Source organism: Flavobacterium davisii (assembly GCF_042182265.1).
Lineage (GTDB): Bacteria > Bacteroidota > Bacteroidia > Flavobacteriales > Flavobacteriaceae > Flavobacterium > Flavobacterium davisii.
Genome location: NZ_CP097869.1, coordinates 2,405,756 through 2,426,655, shown reverse-complemented (window position 1 = coordinate 2,426,655; position 20,900 = coordinate 2,405,756). Strand labels below are relative to the sequence as shown.

Below are 20,900 nucleotides of genomic sequence, written 5' to 3'. Positions count from 1 at the left end.
TAAGTAATCTTTATAGTATAAAGGAAAACTTATAACTCATCCGATTTTATTATTAGATTTTTTCTATTACAATAGCAGAGGCTCCTCCTCCACCGTTACAAATGGCTGCTGCTCCTATCTTTGCATTATTTTGCTCTAATACGTTTAAGAGCGTAACGATAATTCTTGCTCCTGAACATCCTAGAGGATGACCTAAGGAAACGGCGCCTCCATTTATGTTTACTTTTTCATTAGCTAGACCTAATATTTTTGCATTAGCTAATCCTACTACTGAAAATGCTTCGTTAAATTCAAAGAAATCTACTTGATCTAAGGAAACATTGGCTTTAGCTAGGGCTAATGGTAGAGCTTTAGCTGGTGCTGTTGTAAACCATTTGGGTTCTTGTGCGGCATCAGCATATCCTTTAATATAGGCTAATGGTTTTAATCCTAATTCATTTGCTTTTTCTTCGCTCATTAAGACTAATGCAGCTGCTCCGTCATTAATTGTTGAAGCGTTTGCGGCTGTAACAGTCCCTTCTTTTGTAAATACAGGGTTTAATGCTGGAATTTTATCTAGTTTTACATTTGTATATTCTTCGTCTTTAGAAACAACAATGGGGTCTCCTTTTCTTTGAGGAATTGTAACGGGAACAATTTCGTTATCAAATTTTCCTGCCTCCCAAGCGGAAGCTGATCTTTGGTAGGATTGAATAGCAAAGTTGTCTTGCTCTTCACGCGTAATATTATGTTCTGTTGCGCACAAATCGGCACATACTCCCATAGCATTATTATCGTAAGCGTCTGTTAATCCATCTTTTTGCATACCGTCTACGAATGTGGTAGGCCCAAATTTTACACCATTACGCATGTGTACATAATGAGGAATAAGGGACATATTTTCCATACCACCCGCTACAATAATATCAGCATCGCCACACATTATAGCCTGAGCTCCCATCATAACGGCTTTCATTCCGGATGCACATACTTTGTTTACAGTAGTACAAGGTACTTCGTTTGTAAGTCCTGCAAACAATGCTGCTTGTCTAGCAGGTGCTTGTCCTACTCCTGCTTGAATAACATTTCCCATATACACCTCATTTACTAAGGCTGGATCTAAATTTATCTTATTTAAAGCACCTTTAATAGCAACAGCACCTAATTGAGGAGCTGTAACCGTTGATAAAGCTCCCATGAAACTTCCTATTGGTGTACGGGCAGCTGATACTATAACTACTTTTTTCATTATGAATGATTTTCTAAATTAGTTTGTGCGAAAATACTAATTTAAAATAGAAAAAATAAACTCTTTTAATGATAATTCGTATAAGAAGTTGAGTGTAATTTTTTGTTTTATCTCAATCTGATTTTAATTTCTTTTATCATCCTTTTTTTTGATTTAGCTTTTTTATCTTATTTTGTATTGAGGGTATAAAATAAAAAGTTTATTAATATTATTTAATAGATCTAAATATTTCATGCTTAAGATGTTATGTTTTAAAACAAAAGAGTCCTTATTTTTTTTGAAAAAAAAACAAATAAATACTTGTAAAAACATAATCTTATTATATCTTTGCAACCGCAAAACGAAATAAAGTTCTTGTAAGTAAAGACTGGAGAGGTGCCGGAGTGGTAACGGAGCAGATTGCTAATCTGTCATCGGGTAACCGATGCCAGGGTTCGAATCCCTGTCTCTCCGCTTTTATTAAACTTTTCGGGGTGTAGCGTAGCCCGGTTATCGCGCCTGGTTTGGGACCAGGAGGTCGCAGGTTCGAATCCTGCCACCCCGACAAAGAAAAGTTTAGATTATATCTAAAAGGTCCAATAGCTCAGCTGGATAGAGCAACTGCCTTCTAAGCAGTAGGTCTCAGGTTCGAATCCTGATTGGATCACAAAAATAACTTAAAGAGTTAACGTTCATTAAAATGTTAAACAATAAAGGAGAGGTGCCGGAGTGGTAACGGAGCAGATTGCTAATCTGTCATCGGGTAACCGATGCCAGGGTTCGAATCCCTGTCTCTCCGCTTTTATTGAACTTTTCGGGGTGTAGCGTAGCCCGGTTATCGCGCCTGGTTTGGGACCAGGAGGTCGCAGGTTCGAATCCTGCCACCCCGACAAAGAAAAGTTTAGATTATATCTAAAAGGTCCAATAGCTCAGCTGGATAGAGCAACTGCCTTCTAAGCAGTAGGTCTCAGGTTCGAATCCTGATTGGATCACAGAGTTTCCTTTATATGACAAAAATGCACAAAAATTCTTATATGATGATTTGTGCATTTTTTTATTCACTCCTATCCTATTTTAACCTAGGTCATCTCTTAAAAATTCACCCTAAATAAATAGGACTTTTGAACCTAAAAAGTGTATTTAACCCTCAATCAAATTACCTTAAACCCAGATTGCAAGAAAGTATTGTTCTTTGACAAATGAGAACTAACTTGTACTTGCGATCGAAGTCTATCTATAAAATGGTGAATTTATCCTCTCCTAAATTTTGGCTGAAATATAAAAAGGCTTCCATTTGGAAGACCTTTAAGACAATTAATGATGCAACACCATGTTATCTTGTATAGAATAATTTTAGCTAAGTTAGATAGAATTGCGCATTAGAAATCTATTTAACCCAAAAGCCACACCATTGCAAAACTCTTGCTACAAGAAGCCTTATTTTTTTGAAGCCGTCACTCTACACTAAACTCACCCGTAACCTCAAAACAAGTAAGACCTGATTTACTTTTATATTTTACTGCTTTTAAATTGGGTTGGTATATCTCTTTAATATTTGTCTTGCGAGTTTTTGCTAACCAGTATTTTTTGAATTTGTAATTTTTTTTAGCTTTGCCCCAATATTTTTTGGATAAATAAATAGTATCATTGCTTATTTTGCCTTCTACATAATCGTACCATTCCGCAAAAGGGCTTCTACTATGACGACGAGTTTTAATGATGTTGTTCGTTATTTCAAAATCTCCAAAATATTTAACAATAATAGGTTTTACTACTTTTACAATGCCATTTTCATCAGGTAAGCTCAAAATTTTACCATCCATGTCTAAATCATAATCACTCAAACAAAATGTTTCTTTATCCGAATAAACAGAAAATTCAACAGAATTAGGAGTTCTATAATGGACATAAACTTGATTAACTTTTAAAAAAGGATTATCTAATAAGTTTTGTTTTTTTATAGAATCTTTATAAGCTAAAAAATTTTCAAAATGTTGAAAAGGTCTCTTATCTTTTGGATTTTCTCCTCTAGCAATTTGATATTCTCGATATTCATCATTAATATCTGGTTTTTTACTACCACAATTACTTAAAATTATTGATAATAAAAGAATTAGAATTATTTTATTTATCATCATTAATTTTCTTTTTATTGTCTTCTTCTAACCTATAGAAATCTTGCAATAATTTAGATTTTGGATGTAATTCAGCATCTAAATAAGTTTTTAATCGCTCAAAATCAATTTTATTATTTTCTTTATATACCATAAATAAATGATGAAATGTTGGATTAGCTTTTAAATTGTTACTTATTTTACACTAAATTCTCCAGTAACCTCAAAACAAGTAAGACCATAACTATTCTTAAACTTCTCTGCTTTAAGAGTGGGTTGATATATTTTTTTGTAATTTGTCTTTCGAGTTTTTGCTAACCAGTATTTTTTGAATTTGTAATTTTTTTTAGCTTTACCCCAATATTTTTTTGATAAATAAATGGTATCATTGCTTATTTTGCCTTCTACATAATCGTACCATTCATTAAAAGGTGTTTTACTTCTTTTTCGTGTTTTAATAATATTGTTAACTATTTCAAAATCTCCAAAATCTTTAACAACAATAGGTTTTATTACTTTTACCATACCGTTTTCATCGGGTAAACTTAGAATTTTTCCGTCCATATCTAAATCATAATCACTCAAACAAAATGTTTCTTTATCCGAATAAACAGAAAATTCAACAGAATTAGGAGTTCTATAATGGACATAAACTTGATTAACTTTTAAAAAAGGATTATCTAATAAGTTTTGTTTTTTTATAGAATCTTTATAAGCTAAAAAATCTTCAAAATGTTTAAAAGGCCTCTTATCTTTTGGATTTTCTCCTCTAGCAATTTGATATTCTCGATATTCATCATTAATATCTGGTTTTTTACTACCACAATTACTTAAAATTAGTGATAATAAAAGAATTAGAATTATTTTATTTATCGTCATTAATTTTCTTTTTATTGTCTTCTGCTAACCTATAGAAATCTTGCGTTTCTTTTTGCGGTATATCCGCTTGAAAGTATTTAAAAAGCCTTTCATAATCTATTTTATTATCTTCTTTATATACCACAAATAAATGATGAAAGGTTGGGCTAAGTTTTTAAATCTTAAATTATTTTATGCTAAACTCACCTGTAACTCTGTATTTTACAAGACCGTTACTGCCTTTAAACTTTTCTGCTTTAAGATTTGGTTGATATATTTCTTCGAAGTTTATCTTATGCTTTATAGCGTACCATTTTTTTTCAAATTTATATTCTTTACCTACGTATGTATTTGTAAAATGAATGGTGTCATTTTTTACATAACCATTTACGTGGTCATACCATTCTTTAAAAGGGGTTTTGTTTCTTTTTTTTGTCTTTATTTTATCATTTGTAATTTCAAATCCTCCAAAATCTTCTACAACTACTGGCTTTGATAGCCTAATTATACCATTTTTGGGTGCAGTGAAAGGATATTTACTCAAATCGAAAGTGCTCAAACAAAAACGACCCTCATCCGAATAAATCACAAAAGTTACCGACTGCACACCTTCATCTATAAAAGTGCCAAATGTTTGTGTTCTTGTCTCACTATAAAAAGTATAAACTTGATTAACTTTTAAATAAGGATTCTTTTCTAATTCAGTTTTTGTTTCATATTTAAGAAATTCAGCAAAATAATCATCATAAAGACTTTTACTTTTCTCTGAATATAAATAGCCGTTTTCTTTCTTTTTAAATAATATATTCTTTTTTGTTAAAAAGTCTTCAAATTCTTTGTCTTCCCAACTTCCTTTTTTTTGTAAACTATGTGAACTACAAGAGATAAAGAATTGAAATAATAAAATTAATGTTATTTTAAAGAAGTTATTGTCCATTTGCATTTTTGTTATTTTTCTCTAGTTTGTAGAATTCTTGTGTTTCTTTTTGTGGTATTTCAGCTTGAAGGTATTTAAAAAGCCTTTCATAATCTATTTCATTTGTTCCGGGCTTATAAACCACCCACAAATGATGAAATGTTGGACTAGATTTTAAATTGATACTAATCTGATAATTTAGCTTATCTTCCTCGTATTTTATTAAATTTTCTTCATATTTAGCTTGAGCCTCTTTTAATTTTTCTTTACTCGTAAATTCCGATTCTATTGGCTTTTTTGGCTCAATAGGTCTTTCAGGAAAATCAATAGCATCGTGCATATTATTTGAAGGCCAAAAAGTACCATAACCAAATTTAGTTGATTGATGTAAATTGCCATTAGCATCCGTATAATTGAATGTTTCTTGTCCGCGGTTTAGCAAAACATCGAACAATCTTTGATAATCATAGTTTTGCCCATTTATATTTTTGTCAAGATTATATGGCATTTTATTGTTTGATTTTCCGTAGTATAAATCAAAGGCATAGGCCATACTTATTTTATCTGTTAATTTGGCTTGCATATTAACACCTGCCGACCAGTATTGGTCTGAATTCATGCCTAAAAACAAAGGTGGCTTATAAATATCATTGTAGGAAGAAATCATAAAATTACCCACTTTTATAGATGCTCCACCTATAATTTGATGTCTGTGTGGATTGTCTTGTGAATTATAAGGGTCTTTCTCTCTTTCTCCCATTTTTTTGAAGTTACTGGTAACTTTTCCCGTACTTAAAACCCCCGTTGAGCCAAGCGTAAAAGCATACTCAAAAGGGTTGTTTACTCCAGAACCCGTAAAATTGTTAAACAAATTCATATTGAGTGCATTGCCTGTTTTATACCCTAGTGTTACAGCAGGTGTGCCAGAGAGCGTAACTAAATGCTTACTCATTGGGGAGGTTCCGGGTGCGCCATTGCCATAATAGGTTAAGGCGGCATTGAAACTTGGCATTAAGTGAAAATCACCACTACTTATATTTTTTGAAATTCCTGCATATAAACTTGTAGTAAAACCACCTCCAAGACTAAAACTGAATTTTAGTCCCATATTAAAATGGGGATCTCCTGGTCCAGAATTCGTAGTTGAATTTTCATAATCGTCATAATCTGTTGGATTTGGACCTCCTTTTGAGTATCTGTTTTGTCTAAAATGTTGTGGTTCTTCTTGTTCTTGTTTTGGAAAAAAAATATCAAGATTTCCACTATAACTTGGCGATTCTAATTTTGCAATAGTAACATTGGTATCGCTTGGTGCGTCAAATCGAAAAAGGTCATAATCATAGGTTTCATAATTATCGCCAGAATTTTTCAAATCTTCTAAAGTGTGGTTTATATACTTGCCATAAGCTTCTGCTAGTGATGCTATTAGTTTTATTTTTCGGTCATTAAATTTCTCTATCATCAAGAGCGAAGTTTCCCAAATTAGTATTTTTTTCTCATCCTCATCATAAGAAGCTAAACCAGAATGTAAACTTTTGGTTACTACAATTGGCGGATTTACAACTTTGCCATCTGCAATATCTTTGTATAATTTGTATACAATTCCAGTGTTGTCTCCATTAAATTTAGCAACCATTTCTGTCGCCACACTTTTTATATGGTCGTGAATGTAGGTGCTCTCTAGTTTCCATTCGCTTTCTACAATTTCTCTTTTTGGAGGACTTTTTGGTTCTCCAAAAGATATACCAACATCAGAAGTTATACTTATTGCTTTATTTGAATTATAGGTTATATCTCCTTTTGCATACATTTTATAGTCGCCTCCAGTCCATTCTAAATAATCACCTCCAACATATGTTATTTTGCTCATAGTTTTTTACGTTTAGTTTTTCAAGGCGGTTTCAAGTTTCTAGCGCAATTTTTTGGTTTTTAAATTTACCGTTTTATTTCCCGCATTTTTGCACCAAATTTTGAATGATTTGATTTCAAAATTCGAGAATAAAACTACCTTATTTTTTTGAATATTAGTCATTTTTCAAATAAAATTTTGGGACATATATAACCTTGAAATCGTATTTAATGGCGATTCGTATTCGAGTGTTTTTCTTGGTCTATCATTGAGCTGATTTTGGACTTCTAAAATATCTTTTTTGGAGAGTAAATTAAAGTCGGTTCCTTTTGGGAAATAATCTCTGATAAGTCCATTTGTGTTTTCATTTGTGGGTCTTTCCTAGGGTGAATATGGATGTGTGAAATAGACTTTTACTTTGGTGTTTTTAGTGAATAATTTGTGTTGCGCCATTTCGGTTCCGTTGTCGTAAGTCAGCGATAATTTTAAATGTTTTGGGATGTTTGAAAATGCTTTTTCAAAAGCTTTTCTGACAGATGTGGTATCTTTCTTTTTAAGAGGTACCATTATTAAAAATCGTGTAGTTCTTTCAACTAAGGTTCCGATGGCAGATTCTCTGTTCTTTCCCAGTATTAAGTCGCCTTCCCTGTGTCAAACAAATTTAGTCAAATCCCCTGAAAATGTCTCTGACCCATATATACTTTTGTATGTAAAAAATTAAAAATCAACTTCTTGTGTGTTAGAAACAAGTTCATACAAATAGAAAAGGGTGCGGTTAAAATTATTAAAACACAAATTATTTTATCCGTGTGTAGGTGGCTTAATTTTCTGATTTAGTTGTTCTTTATTAACTTGTTCTTTTTGTTCATTAGTCAAATTACCATTTAAGTAATTAATCACATCTTCGTATGTACAAAATGTGAGAATACTAGATACAGCTAGCATAAAAAAAATTTCATTTTCGCAAAAATAGTACTCCCTTTTTATTCATCAAAATAGCTAATTATTTCATCTTTTAAAATTTTCCGTGAGCATTTGATTTTATTAAAAAATTTTGTTTTACAACGAAGTCTAATACAGAATCTGAGATTGCCTCTTTTAAAGAGAATATAATGAACTGAAAAGGAAAATAAAAAAGGAATGCCTGAGTTTAGTTTAATAGTTTATCTTTTGTTAAAAGAATAGAAGAAAAAAAATACGAACCCAACCACCAAGTTAAGCATTTTAAAATCTTCTTTTCTACAAAACCATTAGCTCTAGACATTCCTAGGCTAATATATTTATCTGTCTTATTAACCAGCCCTACAATTAAAGATCAAAAAAAAACTAAAAAACAAACTAAAAACTTAAACTTAATAGGTGATACGGAAAAACCTAAAAGCATTTACGATCTTTTATTCTGGATTTTTTTTAATAAGATAAAAGCAATTCTTGCTTTTTAAAATATATTATTCGGTATAATTATAATATCAAATACAAAATAGTTTGAACCAATAAATTTAATACGACACCAATTAACAACCAGATTAAACAGTTATTACACATCCTTACTTTTTTTATAGTTTTCATATATTATTTTCAATATTAACAAAGAATATGTTTAATAGTACTAGCCATTTTTCATTAAGTTACTATCTCTTTTTAACTTTATTTGATTAACGCCATTTTATCTTAACAAGCTTTTTAAAATTTATCATTAAAGATATAGCATTAAAAATGTTATATATACGATTGTAATTTGATAAATAATTTAGTTTTTTAGCATTATTTACTCATTGTTCTTTTTTAAAAATTACATCATTGATTAACTAATAATTCTAAAACTTGTTCTATTTTATCACATATTTCTTTGTTTATGTTTCTAAAATGCCAAAAATCAAAAACCTTTGACTCTGGTATTTCTGGATAGTAATTTTGAATTACAGCTTTAAAAGCATCAAAACTTCTAAATCCTTTATTAAAAAAGCCAATCAAAAGCTTACTTGAACGCTGAATTAACTCTATTCGTTTTAATGTAGAGAGTTCTCTCTTCTTCATTGTATTTTTAGAATCAACTGACATAACTTTTGTATATTTGTTTTTAATGTTTACACAAATTGTATTGTTATACAATTTGTGTAAACTATTTGTGAAAACTAGCAATATAATTTACCTGTGTAAATTATATAAATCAGATATACAAATTTATAAAATATTTGATTAAAAACAAGTAAAAAATCAAATAATTTATAAAATAAAAAACAATGTTAAAATTAAACGAAACTGTAAGAAAATCTATGAATCCAGAAGAATTAAAAAGGGCTAGAAAAATCAAAGGTTTAACCCAAAAGGAAGTAGCGGATTTAATAGGGGTCTCTTTTCAAACTTATAATGGTTATGAAAATGGGAAGAAAATACCAACAACAAAATATCAAATATTGGAGAAGTTTTTATCAAATGTTCATCAGGTAAAAGAACCTTCAGAAGTATATTACACGGAAAATGATTTTGAAAAAACGATTCATCATTTGAATGAATTAATCAATCAACGTGAGGAGATTTTGAAGATTTTAAATCCTAATTCTCTTGACTACTACCATAATATAGAGTTAATTCAGGTTTATAAGGAAAGGATTAAATACATAAATAGCGTAAGAAAGAATTCTTTTTAGGTATTTTTTATTTTGTGTAGAAATATATTATAAATAAAAGGACTATTTTATAGTTAATCTCTTTATTTATTAGATTTTATAGGTTTTCATTCTAAAATAGAAGTAGTTGCTTTTTTTATTATTATTTTAAAAGTGTTTAAATTCTATTTCTGGAAATAAAAGCTTGTATGTGTTTTCTTCATTTAAAATTTTAATGAAGTTGAAATTTGGATTTACTGAATTACTCAACAGTTATTATTTTAATGATTTTAATTCTTTATTTAATCTATCAATTTCGTATTTAAGATGCTTTTTTCTCTCTTCATTTCCGAAAATTTCGGAATACATTTCTAGTAACTTTGATTTTATTATTGGTTCGTCAATTATTTCAATAATATTCTTGTGATATTCTTTGTTTTTACTAATAATTCAAAATCTTCTTTAAAAGGCTTTACTTTTTCTTCACGTATAGAATTCATCCATTGGATTGTTTCAGTAATTCTTTTCTTAGCAAATTCTCCAATAGAGCCTTTATTCATAAAAAATCCATCTTTTAATAAATCATGAATATTTGCTCCAAATGTTGATTTATCTTTTAAGATTTGAATAGCTTTATTATCTATGTTTTCTAAAAACATTATATTTTTTTAAGGAACCTATAGATACTGCTATGTCTTTGGTCAATTTTGCTAAAGGTCTTTTATTAAATTCTTTTTCATCGTAAAAATTTCCATACGCTAATCTATATGCTTCCTCCAAAGTTAGTTTAGCTTCTGGAAAAGTTTTTTGCAATGTTTCAATATAATTGTCATTAGAAATATGTCTTTTTTTAATTATTTCTTGTACTACATCTTTATGCTCATTTACTATAGTATTTAATTCAAAAACTTTAGTATTACCGTCTATTTTTGCTTTAAGTTCAGGGCTAAGTTTTGCACCATCATTTTTTACAAAAATTCTAAATTCATCTGTTTCTCCTATTGAACCTAAATAAGTTTTTGGGTAATAATCATACTTAATCAATTCATGTTTAGAATTTGCTTCATAAGGTGAAAAATGTGTTTGATATGAAAAACTTTTTTTCCCTTTACAATCTCTATTACAAATAGTACAAGATGGTATTAAATTAAAAAAACTTAGCGATAATAATGGATTTTCATTTTTTGGTAGAAAATGATCTAATTCAGGTCTTGCTATTTTGTTTTTTCCTTTTGAAAGACTAAATGTATATTGTCTATTGCAATAAGAACATACTTTGATTCCTAAACTTTTAGTTAATTGATAAGGACCCCAAACTCTATTTGGATCAAGATTTAAAAACCAATTTTCATAGTCAAATATTTTATTTATTAGAAAATCTATTGGTTCAAAATAAGAATCTTTTAAATGATTATAATAATCTATCTTGTATTGGCTTCCAAAACTTAAATCTAAACCTAAAATAAGTTTGTTTTTAGATTTTAAGTTTTCAAGTTTTTCAATTACAAGATTAACATTTTGAGCTTTTGTTTTAAAAAGTTCAGTTTTCTTTAAATTTAAATATTTTGTTTTGCCAAACTTTTTTTGATTAGCAAAAATTATTTTTATGAATGGGACATACTGTTTTGAGTTTATAAACTTATTAACACTGTTTTTTATAGTAATTTCTTTTGTTTCAATACTAAATGAATTAATAGACATGAAGAGATTAATATAAAAATCAATCCTTTTATCAACTTCAATTGATACAAAATCTATATGCTTATTTCTTATAGATATTAACTCTGTTTCTGATATACATTCTCTTATGCTAATCATTTTGATTATTTTTTAGATTCCTTAAATGTTTTAATCTTTCTTCTAACTCATTAATCTCATTTTCTATTGAAACTTCAAAAATTGTATTGTACATATCTATCAGTTTCATTTTAATGATCGGTTCATCGATTATTTCAATGGTTTCTTTGAGTAATATTTTTTTATCTTCCGATATATCTACATATTTATTATTGAACTTCAAATCGAGTAACTTGTTGAGATCAACTATCAATTTCTCAATCTTATCTTTAGCAAAATCACCAATTAAACCATTATTGATAAAAAATGACTCAGAAAGCAAATCACTTATGTTAGCTCCAAAAGTATTTGTAGGTCTTTCAATATCATCTATGTTTAATACACTACTATTTTGTTGGCTATCTTTTTTTAAAAAGACAATTGAATTGTTGGGCAAATCAGATAATGTTATCGGATCGTGAGTCGTGAAAATTATTTGAATTTTTGGGTTTTCGATTTCTGAATTCACTTTCTTCTTTTTGATATTATCAAAAACTTTGATTTCTAAAGTGTTAAAAATTTCTGGAAGTGTTTTATTTAAAGCGTCAATATATATCCTCTTCCATAAAGGATGATAACCTAAATCTGCTTCATCAAGAATTAATAAATAATTTTCACTTTCTCTTGTATGATTTTTTTCTAATGTAAATTCATATAAAGTTGAATACAAATTCAAAAGTGATTTCTCTCCAAATGATAATTTTTTATCGGCTACAATATCAATAAAATCAACTGATGCTATTCGAATAGATGAAAAATATGTTTTTACTTTTACATAAGCTTGAATTATTTGTGAAAGAATTTCTTTTGTCTCTTTATTTTTTACATTTAGGACTAAGTAGGACCTTTTTTCAAGGAGGTTTTGATTTTTAATAATTAAATCATAGAAATCTTTAATTGCTTTAATACCATTAATATCAGTAGTAATTTTTTCTTTGTTAACTTTTGTATCCACACCACTTGGTGAAGAAAAACCATTATATAAAGTATTGCATTTTTGAATTAATTTATCATATTCATTGATATCAACTTCTTCAGGTTTATCATAAAATCTTTTATCTGTTTGAATAATATATTTTGCCAACATATAATTCAAAGCTTCTTCAAAACTCTTTGCTTTTAAAATCTTATTATAATCAAAAGTTCCTGACAATTCAGTTATAGCAAATATGTCATTAAGAAGTAGGTATGATAATAGTGATATCTCTATATTTTTTATAAAGTCATCAGAGCTGTGAATTAAGTGAGAATTTTTTTTATCATTATTTTTGTATTGAGGCAAATCCCATATTTCTTTTAAAGCATCAGTAATATTTCCACTTTTTAGTATAGATAGATAACTATTTAAAAGACTTACTGGATTTGGAAAGTTTTTTACTCTTAAATCTCTCTCAATTGTGTGGATAAGCGTTTCAGCTTTATTTGGATTCCCTAAGTTTGAATTGATGTAAACTTCTGTAAAATCTCTTTTGTGTAGTTTACGAGGCTTAATAATTAGATTTCCATAACTAGGGAAGTCAGGATAAATATCTTTTATTCTCTGACTGACATTGCTTTCCAAGAATATAACTTCTTTTAATATACCACCATTGTAAATATCTTCTAGAGTTCTTTCTGAATCTTTCGACTCAATATTTAATAGAGTATAAAAATCTGAAACATTTTTATCGTAAATAGGAGAATAATAAAGTTGTGTATAAGAATTAAATTCAAACTTTTTAAATTCTATATTTTCAAAAAAGCTTATCCTGGGTTTAGTCTCTTCAATAAAACTTCTATTTTCATTTCTACTGCCAATCCTGTTGTCTATAAAATATTCTATTCCTTGACTAGTTAATTTCTCATATAAAAAAATTGTTGGTGTATCTTCTTGATAACTTTTATGAATTATTTTTAATAGTGTTGTTTTACCTACACCATTTGCTCCAACTATTCCTGAAATTAAAGTGATCTCATTAGAAAAAAAATCATTTATAAATTTATTGTTTTCCTTTCTATAAATAGTTATATCGTTATCAGTAATATATTCGAAATCGTAAAAATATTTGGCTCCAAAGTTTAATACTTGTGGCTCATTATTAAATAAATATTTATGTTCTTTTATGTAAATTGCTGCTAATACCATTTATTTATAAAAATCTTTCTTTTAATTCATACATTCTTGCTATAAGATTTTCAAACTCCAATGTCTTTCCATAAATCATAAATTCTTGCATGGCTTGGTAGTCTTTTTTCCAAAGTTCAGTTACTTCTGCTGGTGGAATGAAATTAATAGTTTGTGGTGTGTGTAACTCATACGAAATTCCTCTTATAGGTGTGTATTTACTTCGGTGTTGGACTAGTGTTTCGAATAGCTCTTTATTTTTTATTGCTTCTTTTCCATAATCGTGGTCCATTAGTTTTTCTATATCGTAAAGATGTCTTGACATTCTGTAATGTCTTATGTTTTCGGTTGGCTTAAGAAATTCTTCATGCAACAACATTATTTTTTCTAAAAAGGTTTTAGTTGGCACTACAATTACTTCAAATGGTTGAATTGTAAAAGCTTGTTCCGGATATATTTGGCCAATGATTGATTGAATTTCTTTTTTTTCGTTTGGTTCTAGTAAAGCTCTAGCTCCTAATTCAATGATAACCCTTTGCGGAATGTATTCTCCTGGTTCCACTATTGAGTTGTATTCTAATTCTATACGATGCGGATCACTTGTATCATCTATTTCATCATCAAATAAATTATAATTTTCTTTATTTACTCCCAGCTTTTCTAGTTCTGAAATCAATTCTTCTTTAAATTCACCTACTATAAAATTACCCGAAGCTTTACGAAGTTTTTTTATTTGTGTTTTTGATAACTCGCCTTCAAATCCTAACATCGTTCTATCAATTGATAAGTCAATATCTTCTGAGAAACGTTCTATTAAGTTATAGGCTTTACTTAATGATGTGCCGCCTTTAAAAACTAAATGTTGTGCAAATTTTGATGAAAATATTGCTTTTAACGTAATGGTTACCCACCAATCTTTTTCTATAGCATTGGTTGGAAGTCCGGTTTGACTATTGACTTCATTTAGTATTTCAAGCCGTCTTTTTTCGGATAGTTTAAGCCATTCGTTCATATTAGTCTTTATTTATTAATTCAAGGATTGTATTTCTAATCCATGTTGGTGCTGCAACACTATCTTCTTTTATGCTTTCAATGGACATTTGGTGCAATACTTTTTTAATTTTTTGTTTCGCATTTTCATCTACATTGTCTTTGCCTAACTCTTTTAATCCTTGGATTACCATGTTGAGTTTTTTATCTTTAATGGTCAGATTTTTGGGAGTGGTTTTTTTGAATGTGATAGTCCTTTTACCTACTTTAATTTTTCTTGGTGCTCCATCAGTCAAATAGACTACGTTCATAGGTACTTGTGTGGATAAACCTAGTTGTTGCAATGCTTGTACACCTGTAGAAATTATTCTTGCTTTATCTCTTTTGGCAATAGCTAAAGCTATTTCTTCTGTTGAAGGGAATAGGGTTCCAAGGACTTTATCCTTTTTGGGATATAGATAAATACCGTGTGCTAAACGAATTAAAATTTCTTTTTTTTCTAATCGCAATAGTACCTTTTTTACATTTTCGGCAGTACCGAACTCTATAAAATCGGCTATAAATAGAATGCTTCCTTTTTTTAAAGATTTTATTTTTTCTTCTATTTGATTGTGAATAGATTGTGGTTTCATTTTAATGTTATGTCTGTCCCAAATTTAGTAAAAAAATGGGACAAAAAACATTTGATATGATTATTTTTGTTTAAAATGAATTTACAAGAAAAAAAATATTATTTGTATTCAATAACATCACTAAAAATCTGTAAGTTGGATACTTTGTTATCGGTATGAAATTTTCTGCTATAATCTATATCTTTAAATCTTACATTACGCTCACCCCAAATTCCCCAAATGAGTTTGTAGTCATTCTCTAGAAGAAACTTATCTAATAAATCTTTTCTTAAGTACGTAAATCTATGATTGTTGTTATAATCCTTGTTATAGAATAAGTTTTGCGAAGCTAAATCCCCTTTATCATCAAAAAGGTCAAAAGTTTGAGGTTTGTTAATTAGATTTAATGAATTAGCCAGTTCTTTTGAAATAACAGTTTCATGACCTGCTTTATTTAATTCACTATGACTACTTTCCCAACTGTAATCCATAACAGGTAATAGTACTTCGCATTCATCATAGGTTACTGAATCTATCCCAATGAATTCTGGATATGAAAATTTTATTTTGTTTTCATCAAAAACTGGTCTGGCAAAATATCCTGGTTCTCCTTTTTTAACTTTAACTGTTTTCCTATCTGCTTCAAAACTTATTATACAAGAATTGTCGGCTACGGATTCCTTGATACAATATAGCTCACCTGCAAAAGTGTAATAATTACTTCTTGGGTCGGGTAAAAATCGACCTCCAATATCTTCCTTTTTAATAAGATGTTCTTTTAGTTCTTCGTATTTATCATTTTTAACTAACAATCCTCTTATGAATACAAAAACTTCGCGGTTAATTTTTTTTCTTTCCTGAACTATAAAACCATCTAAACATATCCAGCTTCCATCATGACCTTTTAGTTTATCTATTTTTAGATATTCATTAATGTCAGGTATACCGCCATTGGTATACCATTCTAGCAATGGTTGTTTTGAATCTCCGAGATAATCTTTTAAAACAAATTTTTTATTTTTAGCACGTTCAGGGAAGCTTGGATCTATATCAGCATCTGAAAAACGGAATCTATCCCAATTATCCTCTATTAATTTATTGTCTATCCGTAAACCAGCTATTTCAAAATAAGCAATCCATGAATATTTCTTTCCATATCTTTCAGTATGGGCTTGTTCTGTTCTTGAACGATAACCTTGGGATCTTATTCTTCCATCAATATCATTAAATTCTGCTTCATTCCAGCCTAATTCATAAATTCTAGCATATATCTGCCTTCTAACTTTTTTCTTCTCTGGTGGGTCAGAATAGGAATGCCCACCCTCTACAATTCTACCAATAGTATAGTTACTAAAATCCATACTGATAGGTTCTGAAAAAATACCTTCTTCCTTTTCATAATCAAATTCATTAGGATTTCGATTGCCACCTATTGTAAATGGAGCAGTTGTCAGTAAAATTTCTTCAGGTTTCAATAAATCGTTATGGTGCAATAATCCAATTTCAATAGTTTTTGAAGCATAATCCCTAGCTAAGATATGAGTTGTTGAAAAAGGAGCCTCTTTTTTAAAAATTGATTCAAATATTGTTAGAGCTATTCTTGGAAGGAATAATTTTTTAAAATTGTCATCAGTACTGTGTTTAGCCATAACAACACCATACATAGCTGCTAATGTTCTTTCCCAAACATAAGGGTCATTTATTGATAAGGAATATAGTACCAATTCAAGAAATTTGTCAGGGTATTTTTGACCATAATAATAAAGAGCTCTTGTTGACAAGTCTCTAAATTCCCTGTTGGTTGATGTTAAAAACCACATTGTTTTTTTTGCCGCTAAATGAACTTTATCAGTCTTGAATTTTGTTTTTGATTTGCAGGCTACTTCAAAGCCATTTAAGAATTTTTTATATTCATTGTCGCGAACAAAATTGTTTGACCTAATATATTCTGTCCAACTCAAATCTCTATCGGAAACTTTCATATTGAACAATAAATTAGATAGTAAATCTATATTTAATGGATTTTGGCTATCTAGTTCAGTATTTTTGAATTGATTGAAAATGAGATTATGTTTGTTAAAATCTTTAAAATTCTCTTTGATAATATTAACTGCAACCGATTTGTTATCTATAATCTTTTTTTGATTTACTTCGAAAATAGATTTTAATAAATAATCGTTTAAAGTTTCGTTTTTGATAGATGAATAAAAACTTAATCCAAATTTTTTAATTGCTAATACACAAAAACTTCTGAGGATATCGTTGAATAGTGGGTGACATGTTTTTCTGTTTAAAAGTTCATTCTTGAATTTTGTTGATTTGATTAATTCATTTAGTTTTTCTTTAGAATCAATTGATTTGAATAGATTTTTTGCAATTAAATAACCACTTAGTAAGTCATAAGTAAATGTTATAACCTCCACATTATTCCAATCCCTAAATATTAATAAATCTTCTTTTTCAAAAACCAGAAACTCTTCTTCGTTAAATATATTATTAATTACATATTCAAAATCAATTTCTCTAGAGCTATTTTCCCAAAGAGATTCAGAAATTTTTTCAAGAATATTAATAGTGAATTTTTTATTGAACCTAAGTTCTTTTCCTAGTTTTTCGCTAATATTTTCATTACACTTTATTAAATATTCTTCAAAAACATCAAATAGGTCTTCATTTTGGAATGAAACCGATTTACCTTGTTTAGTCTCACAAAATATTTTTAGATATAGTGGTTCAGAAAAAGCATTTACAGCTCCAGAAGAGTTAACAAGAGTTATATCATAATGCTCAAAGTATTTATCCATTGCTTCATTTAGATTATAATGGGTAAATCCATTAACTCTAACCAACTTGTCATAGTTATATGGATCATAATTAAAATAATCTTTAGGAAACAATTCTTTTTTGTAGGATGTTCTAAAAGTAGTGATAAGTAGAATATTGGGATATTTTACGTTTATCTCGTTTATTAATTCTTCTAAATTGTCTCCCCAAACAGATTTCCATTTTATAGCTTCATTAAGCCCATCAATTAGTAAGATTGCTTTTGTATTTTGAATTCTTCCTGCAACATCTAAAATGCTTAAAAAATCACTAATTGTCCAATCTGTTGGCAAATCTAGAATACTTCTCAGTTGGTCTTTTAAAGGTAAATCGGATTTGAAACTTTTGCCAAAAACAAAAACGGCTGGTTTATTTTTATCTAATTGTTTTTTTACTATATCAACTGAAATGTGTGTTTTTCCTTTAGATGCATTCCCGCTTATATGAATTTCATTTGATTTTAACGCAATTAATTCTTCAAAAGTACCTAAGAAATAATCATAATTTCTGAGTGTAAAATAAGGTCCAAGTAATGTTTCTCTACACTTCTTAATCTTTTCTTTCGAAGATTCACTGTTTTCTAATTCTTCATCATCCCAGTGAATTGATTTAAGTTTTTCGGAATTCTTATATAATATGTAAGCTTCATAAAAGTCTTTATAACGATTTTTATACTCATCAATTTTTGTTTCTAAAGAAACTGATAATTTGTAATTATCATCCAAAAAATGAGACTTTATATCATCAAGTAATTTTGCACCATCATCAACTATTGTATCATATTTATTTTCAAATAAAAATGATTTTATTTCTTGATAAATTTCATCAAACTCAAATTTATTTTCTTCATTTTTAATCCTATTTATTTCTTCATTGAATTCTTTTTTAAAGTGATAAATTCCAATATTGTCTTCATTTTTTTCTATCAAATTAACTAAATCTTTACCACCTAAACGTCTTGTTATAAAATCATCAACTTCACCTTTGACATGTAAGGAATTTAAATATTTTGACTTTATGACATTGGAATTATAAATTAGTTCAAACTTTTCTTTAAACCAGTTTTCATCTAAAATCTTATCAGAAAAAAAGAATTTATAGATACTTTGATATTTTCTTAAAAGATTTAATATTATACTATCTCCCCAATGATCAATAATAATATTATTGCCAAGAGGTAAGACTGTAGCTCCGTCGTATTTTAGATTACCAACATTATCAAACCATTTTTTTTCTTCGTTTGTCAATGAATTTTTAGAGCAAAGTGTCCATTTTTTTAATTTATCGCCATGTTTTTTGTAAGCAGTTTGTAACGATTTCTTAATCTGTTCTTTTCTACCTCCTTCGTCAAATCTTCCAAAGAATTTGCATTGCCAACCCCAAATGTCACCATTAGTTAATTCTAAATAAAATTCAACTCCATCGCCACCGCCACTATCGTCAATACGGGTAAAGTTACCTTCATTTTTATATTTTTCTATACATATTTGAAAACACAATTCTTCAAAGCTTTTGTTTTGAGTAGAATTGTAAGGTTTTAATTTATCCCAAGAAATTAAATCTATCATATTAATTTAAATAACTAAATATGATAAAATTAGAAATAATTTTAATGTGTTTTGTTATGATTTGATTTCATTTATAAATATTTAATTAACATTATTATTCTTTATGTAACTATGTAAATTGTATATTTCAATTTTATCATTTTGATTATTTTTTAATTGTCCAATTTCAATAAATGTAATATCATTGGCAAAGGATTTTTCAACAATTAGATGTTCGATATGCACATAAACTGCTTCTCGAAGTCTTGAGTTTTCTTTGTGGACGATGTAATTTTTGAGCAATACTTTTATTCCTAAATCGGTTGGTTGGTTTGGGCTTTCTAATGGGATAAAATACATTTCACTTATACGTAAAGTGATGCCGTAATATTCTAGTGGTTTGTCGGTGCCGTTTTCGTATTTGGTTAAGTTGTTTTCTGGTTGAAGGAATTCTGTTATTTTCCAACGTTGTACAACTGGTGCATGATGGACAAGTAATTCTACTTCTTTGAAAAGATAGGGATTTTCGTTTGCGGTAATGATTAATTCTGCACCGTTTTTTTTGTTTTTAATGATGAGGTCTAGGTTATTGTTGTATTGATGTAGTATTTCGAGTAGTTTGTCGAAATGGATTTTTAGTTCGTTTTTGGGATTTCGTTTAGGAGTAGGAAAACGAAGTTGTTTTGTTGGAAGTAATTCCAAAAGTTGGTTATTGTTTTCATGTTCTTTCTTGTTAATGGAACGCGGATGAAACGGATGCTTCGCAACGCGGATTTATACGGATTTTATCTTTTGTCTTAAGCTGATTTTTCAAATGCTATTAAATTTATCATTTACTCACGCTTTGTTATTGTTTTTGGGTGATCGTGATTATGCAATTTATTTACGCTTGTCTTTAGCTATATTATCAAAGACTATTAAATTACATAATTCTCGTAATCTTGAGCTAACTCGATTGCCGTAATGTTTTTCTATTCCTGTGGCTGATAGGTTTGTGGTTATACGGGTTTGGAGTTTTTTTGAAATGAATAGATCATATCGACTTAATAGAATTTCTGTCATTACATTGCATTCATTGCCGAAGTATTTTAGGTTGTTTTCTGTTCCTAAATCGTCAAAGCAATAGGTTCTTGGTTCTGATTGATAGAGTTTGCCTATGCTGTATTTATGGATTATTTGGTAGCCATCTTGGATGAATTCAAAGCTCATATATCTACAAGGTTTTACGAAAAACTTATGTTCTGTTACTGTTAGGTATTTCATTAAACCCAAATTACGCATTAGAAAAAAGTAGTAATTTTAGTACAATAATTCTAACGCGTAGCGTTAGAGAAATTTAACTTATGAAATTTGAGTTATCCTTTACTAATAAAGAGATTACACCTTGCGGCGGAATGGTTTTTTTGAAGCAAATGTTAGATAAAATCAACTTTAAA

17 protein-coding genes, 6 tRNA genes and 1 pseudogene are annotated in these 20,900 nt (G+C 28.8%); 7 read left to right on the top strand and 17 right to left on the bottom strand.

Annotated elements, in window-relative coordinates; all coding sequences use genetic code 11:
- Positions 1-52: 52 nt before the first annotated feature.
- Complete coding sequence (locus NAB20_RS10320; RefSeq protein WP_164849138.1) at positions 53-1,231, bottom strand: acetyl-CoA C-acyltransferase; 1,179 nt, start codon at positions 1,229-1,231, stop codon at positions 53-55.
- 366 nt (positions 1,232-1,597) lie between these two features.
- Here NAB20_RS10320 and NAB20_RS10315 point away from each other — a divergent pair.
- The 6 genes from NAB20_RS10315 (at position 1,598) to NAB20_RS10290 (ending at position 2,199) form a co-directional block, all read left to right on the top strand.
- Positions 1,598-1,681, top strand: a tRNA-Ser gene (locus tag NAB20_RS10315).
- A gap of 16 nt (positions 1,682-1,697) precedes the next feature.
- Positions 1,698-1,772 (top strand) — tRNA-Pro (locus tag NAB20_RS10310).
- A gap of 28 nt (positions 1,773-1,800) precedes the next feature.
- Positions 1,801-1,874: transfer RNA gene (locus NAB20_RS10305), tRNA-Arg, on the top strand.
- A gap of 48 nt (positions 1,875-1,922) precedes the next feature.
- Positions 1,923-2,006 (top strand) — tRNA-Ser (locus tag NAB20_RS10300).
- A 16-nt stretch (positions 2,007-2,022) separates the two neighbouring features.
- Positions 2,023-2,097, top strand: a tRNA-Pro gene (locus NAB20_RS10295).
- A gap of 28 nt (positions 2,098-2,125) precedes the next feature.
- Positions 2,126-2,199 (top strand) — tRNA-Arg (locus NAB20_RS10290).
- A gap of 462 nt (positions 2,200-2,661) precedes the next feature.
- Here NAB20_RS10290 and NAB20_RS10285 read toward each other — a convergent pair.
- The 8 genes and pseudogenes from NAB20_RS10285 to NAB20_RS10250 all read right to left on the bottom strand — a co-directional run bounded on the left by NAB20_RS10285 (position 2,662) and on the right by NAB20_RS10250 (position 8,981).
- Positions 2,662-3,345: a hypothetical protein gene (locus NAB20_RS10285; protein WP_375605091.1), complete on the bottom strand. Its 684-nt coding sequence runs from the start codon at positions 3,343-3,345 to the stop codon at positions 2,662-2,664.
- Positions 3,332-3,475 carry a hypothetical protein gene (locus tag NAB20_RS10280; protein ID WP_375605090.1) on the bottom strand — a complete coding sequence of 48 codons (144 nt, stop codon included), beginning with the start codon at positions 3,473-3,475 and terminating at the stop codon, positions 3,332-3,334. The genes NAB20_RS10285 and NAB20_RS10280 overlap by 14 nt, the downstream gene beginning before the upstream one ends.
- Positions 3,476-3,516: 41 nt before the next feature.
- On the bottom strand, positions 3,517-4,200 hold the full coding sequence (locus NAB20_RS10275) for a hypothetical protein (RefSeq protein ID WP_375605089.1): 684 nt from the start codon (positions 4,198-4,200) through the stop codon (positions 3,517-3,519).
- Between the two features lie 166 nt (positions 4,201-4,366).
- Positions 4,367-5,122 (bottom strand): hypothetical protein, encoded by a 756-nt coding sequence (locus NAB20_RS10270; protein ID WP_375605088.1) that lies wholly within the window; start codon positions 5,120-5,122, stop codon positions 4,367-4,369.
- Positions 5,106-6,965, bottom strand: coding sequence for a hypothetical protein (locus NAB20_RS10265; RefSeq protein WP_375605087.1), 1,860 nt, complete (start codon positions 6,963-6,965; stop codon positions 5,106-5,108). The genes NAB20_RS10270 and NAB20_RS10265 overlap by 17 nt, the downstream gene beginning before the upstream one ends.
- A 165-nt stretch (positions 6,966-7,130) precedes the next feature.
- Positions 7,131-7,595, bottom strand: a pseudogene (locus NAB20_RS10260) (IS30 family transposase); the annotation flags it as partial.
- A gap of 150 nt (positions 7,596-7,745) precedes the next feature.
- Entirely contained in the window at positions 7,746-7,889 is a 144-nt protein-coding gene (locus NAB20_RS10255) for a hypothetical protein (protein WP_181142886.1), read from the bottom strand.
- Positions 7,890-8,741: 852 nt separating this feature from the next.
- The gene (locus NAB20_RS10250) at positions 8,742-8,981 is read right to left on the bottom strand and encodes a hypothetical protein (RefSeq protein ID WP_123901362.1); all 240 of its coding nucleotides are present in this window, start codon (positions 8,979-8,981) and stop codon (positions 8,742-8,744) included.
- 206 nt (positions 8,982-9,187) lie between these two features.
- Here NAB20_RS10250 and NAB20_RS10245 point away from each other — a divergent pair, with 206 nt between their 5' ends.
- The gene (locus tag NAB20_RS10245) at positions 9,188-9,595 is read left to right on the top strand and encodes a helix-turn-helix domain-containing protein (protein ID WP_088394327.1); all 408 of its coding nucleotides are present in this window, start codon (positions 9,188-9,190) and stop codon (positions 9,593-9,595) included.
- Positions 9,596-9,957: 362 nt separating this feature from the next.
- On the opposite strand, the gene NAB20_RS10240 is transcribed toward NAB20_RS10245, so the two are convergent.
- From NAB20_RS10240 to NAB20_RS10205, 8 genes are all read right to left on the bottom strand, one after another.
- Positions 9,958-10,212, bottom strand: a complete 255-nt coding sequence (locus tag NAB20_RS10240) for a hypothetical protein (RefSeq protein ID WP_375605086.1) — start codon at positions 10,210-10,212, stop codon at positions 9,958-9,960.
- Complete coding sequence (locus NAB20_RS10235; RefSeq protein WP_375605085.1) at positions 10,190-11,371, bottom strand: hypothetical protein; 1,182 nt, start codon at positions 11,369-11,371, stop codon at positions 10,190-10,192. The genes NAB20_RS10240 and NAB20_RS10235 overlap by 23 nt, the downstream gene beginning before the upstream one ends.
- Positions 11,364-13,514 carry an AAA family ATPase gene (locus NAB20_RS10230; RefSeq protein WP_375605084.1) on the bottom strand — a complete coding sequence of 717 codons (2,151 nt, stop codon included), beginning with the start codon at positions 13,512-13,514 and terminating at the stop codon, positions 11,364-11,366. Before NAB20_RS10230 ends, NAB20_RS10235 begins: the two co-directional genes overlap by 8 nt.
- Before the next feature lie 4 nt (positions 13,515-13,518).
- Positions 13,519-14,505, bottom strand: a complete 987-nt coding sequence (locus NAB20_RS10225; RefSeq protein ID WP_375605083.1) for a nucleotidyl transferase AbiEii/AbiGii toxin family protein — start codon at positions 14,503-14,505, stop codon at positions 13,519-13,521.
- A 1-nt stretch (position 14,506) separates the two neighbouring features.
- Entirely contained in the window at positions 14,507-15,115 is a 609-nt protein-coding gene (locus NAB20_RS10220) for a DUF6088 family protein (RefSeq protein ID WP_375605082.1), read from the bottom strand.
- Positions 15,116-15,213: 98 nt separating this feature from the next.
- Positions 15,214-19,485: a hypothetical protein gene (locus tag NAB20_RS10215; RefSeq protein WP_375605081.1), complete on the bottom strand. Its 4,272-nt coding sequence runs from the start codon at positions 19,483-19,485 to the stop codon at positions 15,214-15,216.
- 81 nt (positions 19,486-19,566) lie between these two features.
- Positions 19,567-20,166, bottom strand: coding sequence for a hypothetical protein (locus tag NAB20_RS10210; RefSeq protein ID WP_375605080.1), 600 nt, complete (start codon positions 20,164-20,166; stop codon positions 19,567-19,569).
- A gap of 177 nt (positions 20,167-20,343) precedes the next feature.
- Positions 20,344-20,745, bottom strand: a complete 402-nt coding sequence (locus tag NAB20_RS10205) for a hypothetical protein (RefSeq protein ID WP_375605079.1) — start codon at positions 20,743-20,745, stop codon at positions 20,344-20,346.
- Positions 20,746-20,900: the final 155 nt, after the last annotated feature.